This is a genomic window from Streptomyces sp. NPDC059895, from assembly GCF_042731035.1.
Classification (GTDB): domain Bacteria; phylum Actinomycetota; class Actinomycetes; order Streptomycetales; family Streptomycetaceae; genus Streptomyces.
In genome coordinates this window covers 114,899-129,342 of the sequence record NZ_JBHWKO010000004.1, presented here as the reverse complement: position 1 = coordinate 129,342, position 14,444 = coordinate 114,899, and the positions used below count along the sequence as shown (strand labels likewise).

13 protein-coding genes and 1 tRNA gene are annotated in these 14,444 nt (G+C 70.9%); 9 read left to right on the top strand and 5 right to left on the bottom strand.

The features are described from left to right. Positions 1-396: 396 nt before the first annotated feature. Both ACFV9M_RS06390 and ACFV9M_RS06385 read left to right on the top strand, forming a co-directional pair. Entirely contained in the window at positions 397-1,062 is a 666-nt protein-coding gene (locus tag ACFV9M_RS06390; RefSeq protein WP_385063643.1) for a bifunctional DNA primase/polymerase, read from the top strand. Positions 1,063-1,255: 193 nt separating this feature from the next. Then, entirely contained in the window at positions 1,256-1,960 is a 705-nt protein-coding gene (locus ACFV9M_RS06385; RefSeq protein WP_385063693.1) for a hypothetical protein, read from the top strand. Between the two features lie 276 nt (positions 1,961-2,236). On the opposite strand, the gene ACFV9M_RS06380 is transcribed toward ACFV9M_RS06385, so the two are convergent. From ACFV9M_RS06380 to ACFV9M_RS06370, 3 genes are all read right to left on the bottom strand, one after another. Further along, positions 2,237-3,202 (bottom strand): DUF5926 family protein, encoded by a 966-nt coding sequence (locus tag ACFV9M_RS06380; RefSeq protein WP_385063645.1) that lies wholly within the window; start codon positions 3,200-3,202, stop codon positions 2,237-2,239. Positions 3,203-3,642: 440 nt separating this feature from the next. Continuing rightward, on the bottom strand, positions 3,643-4,194 hold the full coding sequence (locus ACFV9M_RS06375; protein ID WP_385063647.1) for an ATP-binding protein: 552 nt from the start codon (positions 4,192-4,194) through the stop codon (positions 3,643-3,645). Between the two features lie 282 nt (positions 4,195-4,476). Next, positions 4,477-5,298, bottom strand: a complete 822-nt coding sequence (locus ACFV9M_RS06370; protein WP_385063648.1) for a glycerophosphodiester phosphodiesterase — start codon at positions 5,296-5,298, stop codon at positions 4,477-4,479. A 312-nt stretch (positions 5,299-5,610) separates the two neighbouring features. Here ACFV9M_RS06370 and ACFV9M_RS06365 point away from each other — a divergent pair, with 312 nt between their 5' ends. From ACFV9M_RS06365 to ACFV9M_RS06350, 4 genes are all read left to right on the top strand, one after another. Further along, a complete protein-coding gene (locus ACFV9M_RS06365) occupies positions 5,611-7,314 on the top strand; it encodes a trypsin-like peptidase domain-containing protein (RefSeq protein ID WP_385063650.1) in 1,704 nt (567 codons plus the stop codon). 107 nt (positions 7,315-7,421) lie between these two features. Then, a tRNA-Ser gene (locus ACFV9M_RS06360) sits at positions 7,422-7,508 on the top strand. Between the two features lie 579 nt (positions 7,509-8,087). Further along, positions 8,088-8,210: a hypothetical protein gene (locus ACFV9M_RS06355; protein ID WP_385063651.1), complete on the top strand. Its 123-nt coding sequence runs from the start codon at positions 8,088-8,090 to the stop codon at positions 8,208-8,210. Between the two features lie 317 nt (positions 8,211-8,527). Further along, positions 8,528-9,817: a helix-turn-helix transcriptional regulator gene (locus tag ACFV9M_RS06350; protein WP_385063653.1), complete on the top strand. Its 1,290-nt coding sequence runs from the start codon at positions 8,528-8,530 to the stop codon at positions 9,815-9,817. A gap of 430 nt (positions 9,818-10,247) precedes the next feature. Here the strand turns inward: ACFV9M_RS06350 and ACFV9M_RS06345 are convergent, their stop codons facing one another. Beyond that, complete coding sequence (locus ACFV9M_RS06345) at positions 10,248-10,946, bottom strand: tectonin domain-containing protein (RefSeq protein ID WP_385063655.1); 699 nt, start codon at positions 10,944-10,946, stop codon at positions 10,248-10,250. A 309-nt stretch (positions 10,947-11,255) separates the two neighbouring features. Here ACFV9M_RS06345 and ACFV9M_RS06340 point away from each other — a divergent pair, with 309 nt between their 5' ends. After that, the gene (locus tag ACFV9M_RS06340) at positions 11,256-11,828 is read left to right on the top strand and encodes a GNAT family N-acetyltransferase (protein ID WP_385063657.1); all 573 of its coding nucleotides are present in this window, start codon (positions 11,256-11,258) and stop codon (positions 11,826-11,828) included. Positions 11,829-11,845: 17 nt separating this feature from the next. On the opposite strand, the gene ACFV9M_RS06335 is transcribed toward ACFV9M_RS06340, so the two are convergent. Continuing rightward, positions 11,846-12,730 carry a bifunctional DNA primase/polymerase gene (locus ACFV9M_RS06335; RefSeq protein WP_385063659.1) on the bottom strand — a complete coding sequence of 295 codons (885 nt, stop codon included), beginning with the start codon at positions 12,728-12,730 and terminating at the stop codon, positions 11,846-11,848. A 338-nt stretch (positions 12,731-13,068) separates the two neighbouring features. On the opposite strand from ACFV9M_RS06335, the gene ACFV9M_RS06330 reads away from it, so the two are divergent. Further along, positions 13,069-13,383, top strand: a complete 315-nt coding sequence (locus ACFV9M_RS06330) for a hypothetical protein (RefSeq protein ID WP_385063660.1) — start codon at positions 13,069-13,071, stop codon at positions 13,381-13,383. A gap of 386 nt (positions 13,384-13,769) precedes the next feature. Continuing rightward, entirely contained in the window at positions 13,770-14,318 is a 549-nt protein-coding gene (locus tag ACFV9M_RS06325) for a SigE family RNA polymerase sigma factor (protein ID WP_385063661.1), read from the top strand. Positions 14,319-14,444 lie beyond the last annotated feature (126 nt).

Below are 14,444 nucleotides of genomic sequence, written 5' to 3'. Positions count from 1 at the left end.
CGGTCGACTGGCCTTGCTCCACGGAGCGTCACAGCGGTCGTGATGGGTACGTACTCGGTAAGGACCAGGGGTCGTTGGGGGCCACCCGGAACCTGGTGACCGACCCGGGCGTCTTAGCCACCGACGACCGTGCCCCATCCTCCCGTGGCGGAGGCGGAGAGAACCACGCGCACGGCAAAACGCCAGACTTCGCCACCCCACGCCATGCCCATGCTCGAGATGGGCGCAGTATGGACGGACTGGCCGCGGAAGCAGCGGACGATCGAACCCCAGGGGTTCCCCTTGTCCACGGCAGGGGTGTGATGCGCCAACAGGTACGCACAGTGAAGTGATCGACACATGGTGTGATGTGGCCCACGGTGTTGCCAGCGGTGCAACGGAAAGGAACGAGCGCTCATGCGCGAGATCCTCGGAAGGCGACGCAGGCTCCTGTCCCGGCGCAGCGACGAGGGGCCTGAATTGATCGACGCGGCCCTGACCTTCGCGACGGAATGGCAGTGGCCCGTGCTCCCGGGCGTGACGGCGGACCCGCAGGGACGTTCCCGCTGCGGCTGCCCCGACCCGGAGTGCTCGGTGCCCGGCGCTCATCCCTTCGACCCCGGCCTCCTCGCGGCCACGACCGACGCCCGCATGGTGCGCTGGTGGTGGACCAACCGCCCGACGGCGCCGATCGTCCTGGCCACCGGGGGCCCGGCCCCCTGCGCGGTCAGCCTGCCCGCCCTCGCAGCCTCCCGCGCGCTCGTGGCGCTGGACCGGCAGGGCATGCGGCTCGGCCCGGTCGTCGCCTCGCCCACCCGCTGGGCGATCCTCGTCCGGCCCTACTCGATGGAGCAGTTGGGCGAGCTGCTGTACGCCAAGGACTTCGTGCCGGGCTCCCTGCGCTTCCACGGCGAGGGCGGCTACCTCGCCCTCCCTCCGTCCGGGACCGGCCAGGGGGAGATCCGCTGGGAGCGCGCTCCGCTGCCCGGCTCGGCCTCGCCCTGGGTGCCCGACGTGGAGGCCGTGGTGGACGAGGTCGTCGATGTCCTCACTCGTACGGGTGTGAGCGCGCCCGAGTTGTGAGGGTGTCGGGCGTGCGCGGAGGGGACGCCCGACTTCGCTCGTTATCTTCCGCTCCATGAACCTTCGTCTGCTCGCCCTCGGGGGCGCTGTGGTGTGCGCGGTCGCACTTCCTCTGGCCATGGCGTCCGCGGGATCCGTGGGGGACGGCGGGGGGCCGGCGGTGCGGCTGCCCGCGGTGACCGATCGCGGTGCGGTGACCGAGAGCCGTACGGACTCCGGTGGCCGTGACTCCGAGAGCCGTACGGGCACCGGGGGCGGTACGGACGGCGAGCGGCCCACGGACGGCGGCCGGGACGCGGACGGCGGCCGGGACGCGGACGGCGGCCGGGACGCGGACGGCGGCCGGGACGCGGACGGCGACCGCGGTACGGCGGCGGAAGGCCGGACGGCGGCGGAGGAACGAACGGGGGCGGAGGGCCGGCGCCGTACGGAGGTGGACTCCCGTGCGGACGCCAAGGCCGTCCCCGCCGAGCCGTCCCGCTCCCCCCTGCTGCTCGGCCTCGGCCTCGGCCTGGCCACCGCGGCCCGCTGCGGTCCCGAACTCAGCTCCCCCGACGGTGTCGAGGCGCAGACCTGTGTGCTGATCCAGGGCGAGGACACATGGGCGCGCACGTACTACCGCAACGCGACCGGCCGGTCCCTGGACGCCGTCCTGAGCTTCATGGAACCGAGGGGGCGAACGGTGCGGATGCGCTGCGCGGTGGGCGCCGACGACGAGCCGGGGACCTGTGAGACGCCCCGTGAGCGCCTCCGGGGCGGGCCGGCGGAGTACACGGCGATCGCGGAGTTCGCCGCGGCGGGCGGTGCCGGGCCGCTGCTGTTGCGCTCCGGCAGCAACTCGTCCGGTGACTCGTCCAGCGACACGTCCGGCAACTCATCTGTTGAGAAGGGGAGTTGAGGACGATCAGCTTCCGTGGCGGCGCGCCGGGGCATGGAAAGACCCGGTTGCTGGCGACGGGGGATGCACCAGCAACCGGGCTACTGGAACGGTAACAAGAGATCGGCTCAAGGCAAATTCGATCTCTTGTCTTCATCTCCTTTCCGGACACCGGCAGATGGCCGCTTCCGGCCTCGACTCGCCCTGTTCGCCCGGCAGTTGTGAGCGGGGTCACGTCGGTCGGCGGTGGCGGCGTGCTGACCGGTCGGTCAGCACGCCGGTGTCCGGGACCGCGGGTCAGCTGAGCGTCACCTGTCGGTTGGTCAGCCCGCCGCGCGCGCGGCGCTCGTCGGCGGTGAGCGGAGCGTCCGAGGCCAGGGCCGTCGCGAGACGCTCGGCGAACTCCGCGGCCGGCTTCTCCACGTCATCGGCCGAGACCCCGCTCGGCAGGTCCCACACCGGCACCGTCAGGCCGTGCGCCCGGAAGGAGCCCACCAGCCGGGTGCCCTCGCCCAGGCTCGAACGGCCCGCCGCGTGCAGCCGCGCGAGGGCGTCCAGAAGCCGCTCCTCCGCGTGCGGCATGACCCAGCGCAGGTGGTTCTTCTCCGGCGTCTCGCACCAGTAGGCGGCGTCCACGCCGGTCAGCTTCACGGTCGGGATCGCCGCCGCGTTGGCCCGCTCCAGGGAGGCGGACACCTCCGGCGTGGCGTTCTCCGGGTCCGGCACCCAGAACTCGAAGCCGGTGTGCACAACTGGCTCGAACGCGCCTTCGAGGTCGAGCAGGTCCTGCATCCGCGGGCCGTCGGCCGGGGCGCGGCGGCCCTGCACGGGCGTACCGGGCTGCGCCTCGAGGGCGCGCTGGAGCGTGTCTGCGAGGTCGCGGCTGAGGTCGCCCGACGCCGTGTCGTTCTGCAGGCCGAGCAGGACCGAGCCGTCGTCGCGGCGCAGCGCGGGCCAGGCCATCGGCAGGACCGTGGCGAGCGTGACCGACGGGACGCCCTCGGGCAGTCCGTCCTTGAGCGTCAGCTCGACGGTGGCGGCCGGGACCAGTTCGCGCAGCGCCACCCAGTCGCACTCGTTGGGCAGGCCCTCGAACGGACGCTGCACCAGCTCGGTCACGGCGTGCGCGGCGGCCCGGCCGTGACAGGCCTTGTAGCGGCGTCCGCTGCCGCAGGGGCACGGTTCCCGGGCACCGACGACCGGGATCTCCCCGTCGGTGATCTGCGGCCGGCCGGCCTTCGTCTGGGGTCGCTTCTTGGCCATCTGGGTGTCTCCCGGGTACGGCTCGTCTGGTACGGCGGGAGCCTAGCCGCTCGTACGCTCCGTCACGGGAACCTGTGGACAACGGCCGGGCTCGTGGACACGGGAGAGTGCCCGGAGGTGACTGCGGATGGCCCTGAGACGGCGGAACGAGAGCCCTTGGGCCGAGTCGTCGGCTCACGTCCCCGGCCTTGGCCCCCGGCCTTGGTCCCCGGCCGTGGTCCTCAGCCGTGGTCCTCAGTCTTCGGCGTCACGCTTCGTCCTACGCCCTCGGTCCCCAGCCTGGGCCGTCAGCCCTGGCCCACGGTCCTGGCCACTGGCCTGGGCCACGGCGCAAGCCATGGCCCACAGCCTTGACCACAGCCTTGACCCGCAGCCCTGGCCGTCGGTCCAGGTCGACGGTCCAGGTCGTCAGTCCCGGCCCTGGTCGTCAGTCCCGGCCGTCAGTCCAGGTCGTCGAACGTGTCCGCGAAGTCCAGACCAGGGATGGACATCACGGCGGGGGCCGTGATCCGGGAGGCGAAGTCGTCGCGTCGGCCGCCGGCGTCGGGGTCGTGCACGTCGTCGTGGACGACGACCCACACCGTGACCTCGCCCCGGGCGTCGTCGCGTACGCCCCAGTCGTCGGACAGAGCCGTGATGATGTTGAGTCCGCGGCCGCCGTGCGCGGTGACCGAGGGTGTCGCCGGGGACGGTCGAGTCGGACCGCCGCCGTCGGTCACCTCGACGACCAGGCGGCCGCCGGTGTCCACGCTCCAGGCGGCCCGCACGTCACCGTCCCCGGTGAGGGCGTCGCCCAGGGGCCGACCGTGTTTGCACGCGTTGCTCAGAAGCTCCGACAGGATCAGTACGGCGTCGTCGATGACCGCTTCCGACACCCCGCCCCTGCGCAGTTGGTCGCGCATGCGGTGTCTTGCCTTCCCCACGCCCGCAGGGCCATGGGGTACGGCCATGCTCGACGACGTGGGCACCTCCTGTGCCACCACCAACGCCACCCCCGAGACCTCCTTCGCCCCACGCCACGGTGTGGATGCCCCATTGGCCTGTACCGGAAACCGGCCAATCCATGTGCTGTGGGGCACTCGCGACGATCGAATACGGACCGAACGCGCCGGAGCACTCCCCGTGACGGCACGGTCTGCGGTGGCTGGATTATTTCGGTATGGCTGATAACGGAGGATCCTTCAGGTGGCCAGTGTGGTCAAGGGGTCTGAGAGGGACTTGTGCGACTTCTGTGGTTTCTCTCGGAGGTTCCCCCCGCCGCCGGGCCGCTCGTCTCAGCCCCGGTTCAGCCGGTGCAGCACCGCGCGCGGGCGGTTGGTGATGATGGCGTCGACGCCCAGCTCGACACAGAGGTCGACGTCCTCCGGCTCGTTCACGGTCCACACGTGCACCTGGTGGCCGGCCCGCTTCAGCCGTCGCACGTAGGCGGGGTGGCTGCGCACGATCCGGATCGACGGGCCGGCGATGCCCACGCCCGCGGGCAGCCGTCCGTCACGCAGCCGGGGCGAGACGAACTGCATCAGATAGACCGTCGGCAGCGTCGGCGCGGCGGTCCGCACGCGATGCAGGGAGCGGGCCGAGAAGCTCATGATCCGCACCGGGGACTCGGCCGGCGTGGCCGGCGCGTCCAGGCCGAAACGCTTCAGCAGGAGCAGCAGCCGTTCCTCCACCTGCCCGGCCCAGCGGGTGGGGTGCTTGGTCTCGATGGCGAGCTCGACCCGGCGCCCCGCGTCGGCGACGAGCGCCAGCAGCCGCTCCAGGGTCAGCACGGAGGTCTCCTCACGGTCCTCGGGCCGGACCTCCCAGTCGGGCTCCTCGCGCGCGTCCCGTGCTTTCCAGGAGCCGAAGTCGAGGGCCGCGAGGTCGGCGAGCTCCAGGGCGGAGACGGCACCGCGGCCGTTGGACGTACGGTTGACCCGGCGGTCGTGCACACAGACCAGATGGCCGTCCGCGGTCAGCCGTACGTCGCATTCGAGGGCGTCCGCACCGTCCTCGATCGCCTTCTTGTACGCGGCCAGAGTGTGCTCGGGGGCCTCTTCGGAGGCTCCTCGGTGGGCGACGACCTGGATCGTGTGCTGCTGCCGTGCGTGGGTCACCGCGTCATGGTGCCACCGGGGCGGGGTACGCGTCCGGCGAAGGGAATGCGGGCGTCGGGGACCGGTCTTCTGAGAACCCTCTGAGAACCACCTGAGATGTTCAGATGAAGTGCCCGAATTGCAGAATATTGCCCCATATAAAGAATGGCCATGAACCCACAGCCACCGCTTATGGTGCTCTGACGGCCCGTGGGAAAAGCTGAGACGTACAAAAGCACATGCACAGCTGCAGCGCGCCGGGTCGACGAAGAGCGTGAACGAGCGTGACCGAGTGCGACCGAGGACAACAGCCGTGGATCGAGGAGAAGAGCTGTGAGCACCGAGAACGAGGGCACCAACGAGGGCACCACGGTTCCCCCGGCCCCGTCCGCACCCCCCGTGCCGGTGGATTCTCCCTCGGCCGCCCCCCAACCGCAGACTCAGGCACAGCAGCCGCCGCAGGCGCAGCCGCCCGTGCCCGACGCCGGCGCGCCCACCACCCCCCTGCCGCCGGCGCCCGTGAGCGCGGCGCCGGCCGCGGCCGGCGCGCCTCAGGGTGACTGGCCTCCGCCCACCGTTTCCCAGGGCGCCGTCGCGCCCGGCCCGTCCGCGCCCGAGGCCCACTGGCCGCCGCCCCAGCCACCGGCCGCTCCGACGTACGCCGACGGTTTCGGCGGGACTCCGGGGCAGCCCGGTCACCCGCAGCAGCCCGTTCACCCGGAGCAAACCGCTCACCCCGAGCAGCCCGGTCACCCCGGTCACTCCGACCACACCGCCCCCTCCGACTACGCGGTCCACGCGGTCCACGCGGCCCCCACCGACCACGCGGCCCCCACCGACCACGCGGCCCACGCCGCCGGTGAGCCGGTCTGGGGCGCCGCCTACCAGCAGCCCACGCCCCCCGCGCCCCCCAAGGCCCGTCGCGGTCGCGGCGCGCTGGCCGCCGCGGTCCTGGTGGCCGCGCTGGTCGCCGGCGGCCTGGGCGGCGGTCTCGGCTACACCCTCGCCAAGAACGACGACGACTCCGGCTCCACCACCGTCTCCGCCACCGACAGCGGCGGCTCCGTCAAGCGCGACCCCGGCACGGTCGCCGCGGTCGCCGCCACCGCGCTGCCCAGCACGGTCACCATCGAGGCCGAGTCCAGCAGCGGTGAGGGCGGCACCGGCACCGGCTTCGTCTTCGACACCCAGGGCCACATCGTCACCAACAACCACGTGGTGGCGGACGCGGTCGACGGCGGCAAGGTCACGGCCACCTTCCCGAGCGGCAAGAAGTACGACGCCGAGGTCGTCGGCCATGCCGAGGGCTACGACGTGGCGGTCATCAAGCTGAAGAACGCCCCCTCGGACCTGAAGCCGCTGACGCTGGGCGACTCCGACAAGGTCGCCGTCGGTGACTCCACCATCGCGATCGGCGCGCCCTTCGGCCTGTCCAACACGGTGACGACGGGCATCATCAGCGCGAAGAACCGCCCGGTGGCCTCGTCCGACGGCACCGGCAGCTCCTCCTCCTACATGAGCGCCCTGCAGACGGACGCCTCCATCAACCCGGGCAACTCCGGCGGCCCGCTGCTGGACGCCAAGGGCAACGTCATCGGCATCAACTCCGCGATCCAGTCCACCGGCAGCGGCGGCATGGGCGGCACCAGCCAGTCCGGCTCGATCGGCCTCGGCTTCGCCATCCCGATCAACCAGGCCAAGTACGTCGCCCAGCAGCTGATCGAGACGGGCGAGCCGGTGTACGCCAAGATCGGCGCCTCCGTCTCCCTGGAGGACGCCGCGGGCGGCGCGAAGATCACCGACGAGGGCCAGAGCGGCTCCGCCGCGGTCGAGTCGGGCGGCCCCGCCGACAAGGCCGGCCTCGAGCCCGGCGATGTCATCACCAAGCTCGACGACACGGTCATCGACAGCGGCCCGACCCTCATCGGCGAGATCTGGACCCACGAGCCCGGCGACAAGGTCACCATCACCTACGAGCGCGACGGCAAGTCCCACACCGTCGAACTCACCCTCGGCTCTCGCGAGGGCGACAGCTGATCCCGGGCCACGCGCGCGTACCTCCCCGGTTCGGCGACGACTGAACCACACGCGCGCGTGCCCACCCGTTACTCTTGTCCCCGCGCCGCGGACCACTCACGGCGCGGGGAGGCGTGCCCGAGCGGCCGAAGGGAACGGTCTTGAAAACCGTCGTGGCAGCGATGTCACCGTGGGTTCAAATCCCACCGCCTCCGCGCTGAGAGCAGTGAGCACGGCCCCTGACCTGGACATTCGGTCGGGGGCCGTTCGCGTGGTCGGACTCTGTGACTGCCCGGTGTCGTTCCCCCGTGGTTCTTCGCACGATCTGTTGCGTGATGGCTCGGCCGAACCGGAGGGGCGGCGGACGAGACGCGTCCGTCCAGGGGAGAGTCCCGTACGAATGATCATCGCTGGCGGCTTCAGCTCGAGTGACCGACGCCACAGGAGCAAGATTCGACGGATGCGGCAAGCATCGCGCCTGCGTCAGATGTCGTAGACGGACTCCCCACTATGACCCCGCCATGCCGCACCCATCTCCGGATCGATGTCCCCCAACAGGCGTTACTCGGCCACATGTTCGCTGGTAGCAGCCGTGAAGATCGGCACGCAAGGAATTGACCGTCCGTCAAAGAGCAATTCGGGTCCGGAGTTGATGCTGGTCGCATCGTTCAGGGACCGGTGTTGTCTACGGAACCCGGTAAGCTCATCCCAACATCTTTCTCGCGGCGCAAACCGTCGATCGGGTAACCCGATCGGGGCCGATCGGCTCCGTGACCGAGAGGAAGGTGCCGCGTATGGACAACCCGCCGGAGGGCGGGGAGCGTAACAACCGGAAGATCGTCAAGAAGGTTTCGATCTGGCTGGCGCTCAAGGCACTGGGTGCCTGGCTGCGCCACCTGATCAACAGCCAGCTCTAGACGTGTAAGGCCCCCTGCTGCAACAGAGGGCCTTCCGGGAGTTCACTCCCACACGCCGGCCCTGTGCCCCCGCCTACGGCGTCATGAACCGTGGAGGTACAGGGCCTCTTTCGCAACCGATACACGTGGACCGTGGTCCCTAAACCGTGCGGCCAACGGGCTCTAACATCGCGCGTTTCCGCTGGGGCATCTACTGGTTCTGCCGCTAAAAGACTCAGCAGTACTGGTCAACCCCGAGGGGAAGTTGACAATGCGAGACGACCCTCAGCTCGGATGGTACCTCTAAACGGCTCCCGGCGACGAGAAAGAGCACACGGATGGCACGGGGTCTGGCTGATTTCAGCCCCTCTGCGCTGCGCATGTACCGGATGAACGTGAACGGTCGTTCCGGGATGGAGGCGATGACCGCCGACGCGCTGGCACGTGCTGTCGGGGCGACGAAGGCACAGATCCTCGCCTACGAGAACGGGCACCGAGTGCCAGACCCACCGCGGGTGCGGGCCCTCGCCCGGGCGCTGAAGGTCCATCCGTGGCAACTCATGAACTTCGACGGGCACAACTCCTGGACGCTCGCGGATTACCGGCGCGGCGCCGGTCTGCGCGCTCAGGACGTGGTGAGCCGTCTTGGGGTCTCCCCCAAGAACTACCGAAGGTTCGAGAACGAGGGCATCGTCCCCAGCCGTCGTCCTCGGTTCGTGGACGAGGTCGCCGCCGCCCTGGGTATGCCTCGCAGGCTGCTGGAGCGGGCCATCGACCAGGCGCCGGCAGTGCAGCGTCGTCAGGCTCGTGCATTCGAGCTGGTCGTGGCCATGGCCGAGCGCTATGTCCCCAGGCCCGGCCCCTGGCGGGGGCCCGCACTCGATGACCCGAACCTGGTCGAATTGGCTGCGTCGTACGGCCGCCCCGTGCAGCGCATACGCCGTGTTCTCACATATGAACTAGGTGAACTGCGACAGAAGCAGGTGCGCGCCATGCGCGAGCGCATCATCGCGGACTATGACACCGATCGTCGTCGGCAGACCGGTGCACAACAGGCCATGGAGCGCTGGAACGAGGTGTCCGACAGAAACCTGGTTCGGATACCGCGGCGTCTGGAGCAGTTCCACCGCACGGCTCAGCCGTCAGACGTCTGGCAGCTCCTGGTCGACCTCTACAACGTCGATGCGTCGGTGCGCTCTGATGCCGGTATCTGGGCAGTCATGAAGCTTCTCTGCTCGGATCCCGAGGTGTTGCCGCCCTATCTGGTTGAGCGACACACGGTCGAGGACGTGGCGGTCTGCCGCCTTTCTGCCGCCGGGGCAAGTCACGTCAGTACGTTCGGTGGGTTGTACACGGCGCTCTACCCGGGCGTCCGCCGCCCCATCCGTATGACGTCGCGCGGCGTTGCGAAGAGAAATCCCGGCGGACCGGAGACGTTCTCGATATCCAACCAGCCCGAGCGCCTGGTGGTACCGCAGCCGCTTCTGGAGTCCGCGCGCATCGTGGCCACGGACACCAAGAACGTCATCCGTCTGAGGCTCAGTGCCCGGTTCGACCTCATGGTGGGCACCAACTCCCTCTCGCTGGTCGCCACGGACGAGTTGTTCCCCACCGACGGCGAGGGCTGAGCAGCACTCTGCCCCTGGCGGAACCTGCGGCGGAGCATGGACCGAGTCCGAGTCCGAGCACGCGCACGGCCCCCGACCGACTACCCAGGTCGGGTCGGGCACGGCTGGGGCACGGTGTGCCGGCCTCAGCCACGCCACCGACGCCGCCTACCGGAGTGAGTGGTGACGGCCGACCCGTGATGACGGTGCCTAGCCGCAGCCCCCGCCGCACTGGCAGGAGCTGCCGGACTGGCAGCCGCACGTCCAGTTCGGACCGCACTGACAGCCGGAAGCGAGCGGCTGACCGAGGGTGGGTGCTGCCGCCTTCGTGTGCTCCATGGTGTCTCCTTCTGGTCAGCCCGTTGCCGACCTGCTCAGGACGTCGAGCGTGGACGGCAAGGGCTCTGCCCGTGGAGAGCAGAGCCTTTGCCGTGTTGTGCTGCCGGCGAGGTCAGCTCGGCTGGTCTCCGGTGTAGCGGTAGATCCCGCCGCCGGAGTTGACGTGCCACACGGTGCCGTCGGCGGCGACGCCGATGTCGACCGCGCCGCCCGGGATGCCGATCCACGGGTTGGCGTCGTGCCCGGTGTACCGGTAGATCTGGTGGGAGGAGTTGACGCCCCAGACGTGGGTCCTGGACCCGACCGAGATGCGGGACAGACCGCCGGAGATGTTGACCCAGGGGGTGGAGCCCTGGTCCCCGGTGTAGCGGTAGATGGCGCCGGCGGAGTTCACGCACCACACGGTGCCGTCGGCGGCGACGCCGATGTCGACGGCACTGCCGGGGATGTTGATCCATGGGTTGGCGTCGTAGCCGGTGTACCGGTAGATCTGGTGGGAGGAGTTGACGCCCCAGACGTGGGTCCTGGAGCCGACCGAGATGCGGGTCAGGCTGCCGGAGATGTTGACCCAGGGGGTGGAGTTCTGGTCCCCGGTGTAGCGGTAGATCCCGCCGCCGGAGTTGACGTGCCACACGGTGCCGTCGGCGGCGACGCCGATGTCGACGGCGCTGCCGGGGATGTTGATCCAGGGGTTGGCGTCGTAGCCGGTGTACCGGTACAGCGCGTTCGAGGAGTTGACGCCCCAGACATGGGTCCTGGATCCGACCGAGATCGCCGAGAGACTGCCGGAGATGTTCTTCCACTCAGCCAATTCGTGTGCCCTTCGCTTCGGAGGTCGCAACCGGGTACTTGGTACGCGCCGAGGGCGCCCAAACGACCGCGTATAGCGTCGAGCCGCGCAAATAATCTGAAAATGGATGTTTATCTCTGGTCACCCGCCTGGCGTACAAGGCCCGGGTGGGCTCCGCGGGGCGCACGAGACCGGAAGTGCCGTAACTCACAAGAGTGTCAGGGAGGCCTTCTGTTGACCCCACGCGGTCGCCGCTCGCCACCGACGGACGGCCGGTTCCGGTGTGGGGCGCGGGGGGCGTACCCCGTCCGCCGTGGGTAGGGTCCCGGCATGTACCCGGTCACCCGCTCCGGTACACGGTTGAACCTCCGCGAACTCGCCGTCGAGGACGTCGACGCGGTGCACGCCGTCTACGGCAGCCCCGCGGCGACCGCGCACCTGTCGTTCGAGCCGCGCACCCGTGACCAGGTCGCCGGGATCCTGGCCCGGGCCGTCGCCGCCGCGACCGCGATCCCGCGCACGGAGTACGCGCTTGCCGTGGTCGAGCGGGCAACGGACCGGCTGATCGGGTTGGGGCGTCTGGCCGCCGACCCGCACCAGCCGGGCGGAGCCACCATCGGCTTCGCCCTGCGTCCGGACGCCTGGGGCGTGGGGTACGGCGTGGAGACGGTGCGGTTGCTGCTCGGCGTCGGGTTCGAGGAGCTGGGCCTGCACCGCGTCTGGGGAGCGAGGTCGCCGCTCAACGAAGCCTCCGCCCGGACGATGGCGGCCGTCGGCATGGTCGAGGAGGGCGTGATCCGCGAGCACGTGCTGAAGGCCGGGGCCTGGCGGGACTCCGTCGTGCACGCGATGCTCGACCGCGAGTGGCGGTCCGCCGGCAGCGGGACGTCGACGGAGCGGTGACGTGGACGGCGGCGGGATCAGGTGTCCCGTCCTCGCCCTGTCAGGCGTCGCGCCGACGCCACCGTCGTTCGAGCCTCGCGCTCCGTCAGGCCGGTGCGGACGGCCGCGGCGACGAGGGGTTCGGCGAGTGCCGGGCCGATGCCGTCCTCGTAGGCCCGGCAGGCCGCCCAGAACAGCCGGGTGTTGCGCCGGCCCTCGTGGGCGGCGAGGACGAACCGGACCAGGCCGCGCCCGTGGGCGCCGCCCGCCGCCGGGGGCGTGGAGGGGCGCGGGCGGGGCGGAGGGAGCAGCAGGCGCAGGAGGGCGCGCGGGCAGCGCGCGGGGGCGAGGTGCGCGGTGCCGGGGGCGGTGGCGTACACGCCGCGTGCGGTGCGGGAGCCGGGGCCGACGAGGTAGCCGCCGGCGCCCCGGATGTCGATGCCCGGGGCGAGGCGGCCGGCCGAGTTGGGGACGACGACGCCCGGTGGGCCGGTGAGCCAGAGGTGGCGGCCGCCGGAGGGGGTGAGGACGACGACTGTGGGCGGGATGGTGAAGAGGTGGCGGAGGGCCAGTTCGCGCAGCGCGGCCGTGGAGTCCGCGCCGGGCTTGGTGTCCAGGTCGACGCCGATCAGGTGGTGCGGGGGCAGACCGCAGGCGATGCCGTAGCCGGTGGCCCAGGGGGCGGCGGCGAACAGTGCGCGCAGGTGCGCCGGGTCGGTGGTGGCGTCGTGCACGCCGTGGCCCGGTCGGCCGCACTCGCCGTGGCAGCGCGGGGCGGCGGGGTCGTCGCGGTGGGGGGAGCGCAGGGCCGGGAGTTTCGTCCGGGACAGGGGGATGACGGCCAGGCCGCGTTCGGCGGCCGCCAGGGCGTGGGCGAGGGCCGGCGGGGTGGCCTGCCGGGGATGCCGGTCGATGGTGGCCATGCCTCCATGTTCGTACTTATGTTCGAAAAGCGGAAGAGGGGGTGGATGGCGACGCGCCGAAGGGTGCCCGGGTCGGCCGGAAAGGTGGCGGAACGCTTCACCTCTTGCGGGGCTTGGGGAGTGGGCGTCCGGCTTGCCCGGGGTCACGGCGTGCCGGGCAGGAAAAGTGGCGCAAGGGGTTTATCGACTTGTCATCACGCTTGCGTGCGAATGGCGCTGTCCGGGGTGGTTCGCCGGGATGCGGTGGGCAACTCTGGTCTCGCGACGTCGTCACCGCGCCGGGACGGTCGGCCAACTGCCTGGCGGAAAACCCTCATCCATGGTTCTGGAGGAACAACATGGCAAGCATCCGTACCGCCCGCGTCATCGCCGCCGTCTCCGCCCTTCCGCTGGCAGCCGCCCTGTTCACCGGCGTCGCGGTGGCGGACAACGGAGGCTTCGCGGACGACGGATCGAACGCGGGTGTCGCCAGCGTCGTGGGCAGCGGCGTCGGCGACGACAACAACGGCAACTCCTCCACCACGCAGCAGAACGCGGTCGGGGCGGGGGCCTCGAACCAGAGCAACACCGCGCAGGTCGACGACTCCGCCTTCACGGCCGTCAACCAGGGCAACAGCAACGTGGTGCTCACCTTCGCCCCGCTGTGGGGGTGACCTGAGGGGCCGGTGTCCGGCCCCCGACCCTCGTGTCGGGTGTGCTTCGTGGGGTGAACGCGTGTCTGCGTCTGCGCGGCGGTACTTCGGTACCGTCGCGCGGACCCGCGTTCACCGCCGTGACGGCTTCCGGCTCGCGACGGCCGCCCCTGCCGCCCCCGCCGCCCCGGCCGCCCCCCAGGGGTGAACCCCGGTGCGTGCCTCCCGCTCGTCCACCCTCAGGAGGTGGGGCGTGCCCCACCCCCCAGGGGTGAACCCCGGTGCGTGCCTCCCGCTCGTCCACCCTCAGGAGGTGGGGCGTGCCCCACCCCTACAACCTGAGGGGGACTCCGTTTCGGCACCTGCGGGCGATCCGCCGGACCGGGAGCGGCTCCTAGCGTGGAGTCATGACCACACCCGTCTGCACCAGCGCCTCGAAGGGCATGACGCGGCCCTCCCCGTACCCGTCCTTCTCGTCGTACGTCAGGGCCCGTCAGCCGGTGCTGCTGCGCACCGCCCGGTCGCTGACGGCGAACCCGAGCGACGCGGAGGACCTGCTGCAGACCGCGCTCGCCAAGACGTACGTCGCGTGGGAGCGGATCGAGGACCACCGGGCGCTCGACGGCTATGTCCGCCGGGCCCTGCTGAACACGCGTACCTCGCAGTGGCGCAAGCGCAAGGTCGACGAGTTCGCCTGCGACGAGCTGCCGGAGCCGGAGCCGCAGCCCGGGGACGGCGACCCGGCCGAGCGGCAGGCGCTGCACGACGCGATGTGGCGGGCGATCATGAAGCTGCCCTCCCGGCAGCGGGCGATGGTCGTCCTCAGGTACTACGAGGACCTCAGCGAGGCGCAGACCGCGGACGTGCTCGGCGTCTCGGTGGGCACGGTGAAGTCGGCGGTGTCCCGGGCCCTGGGCAAGCTCCGCGAGGACCCCGAACTGGACGTCGCCCGGTGAGGCGGCACGGCGCGGACGCCTCGCGCGCCCCGAACGTGACTTGATCGATCGGCGCCTCCTAGTGACATACCACGCGGTATGTGCGCAGAATCAGCGCAACCGTTACCACCGCGTAGGCAATGTCGC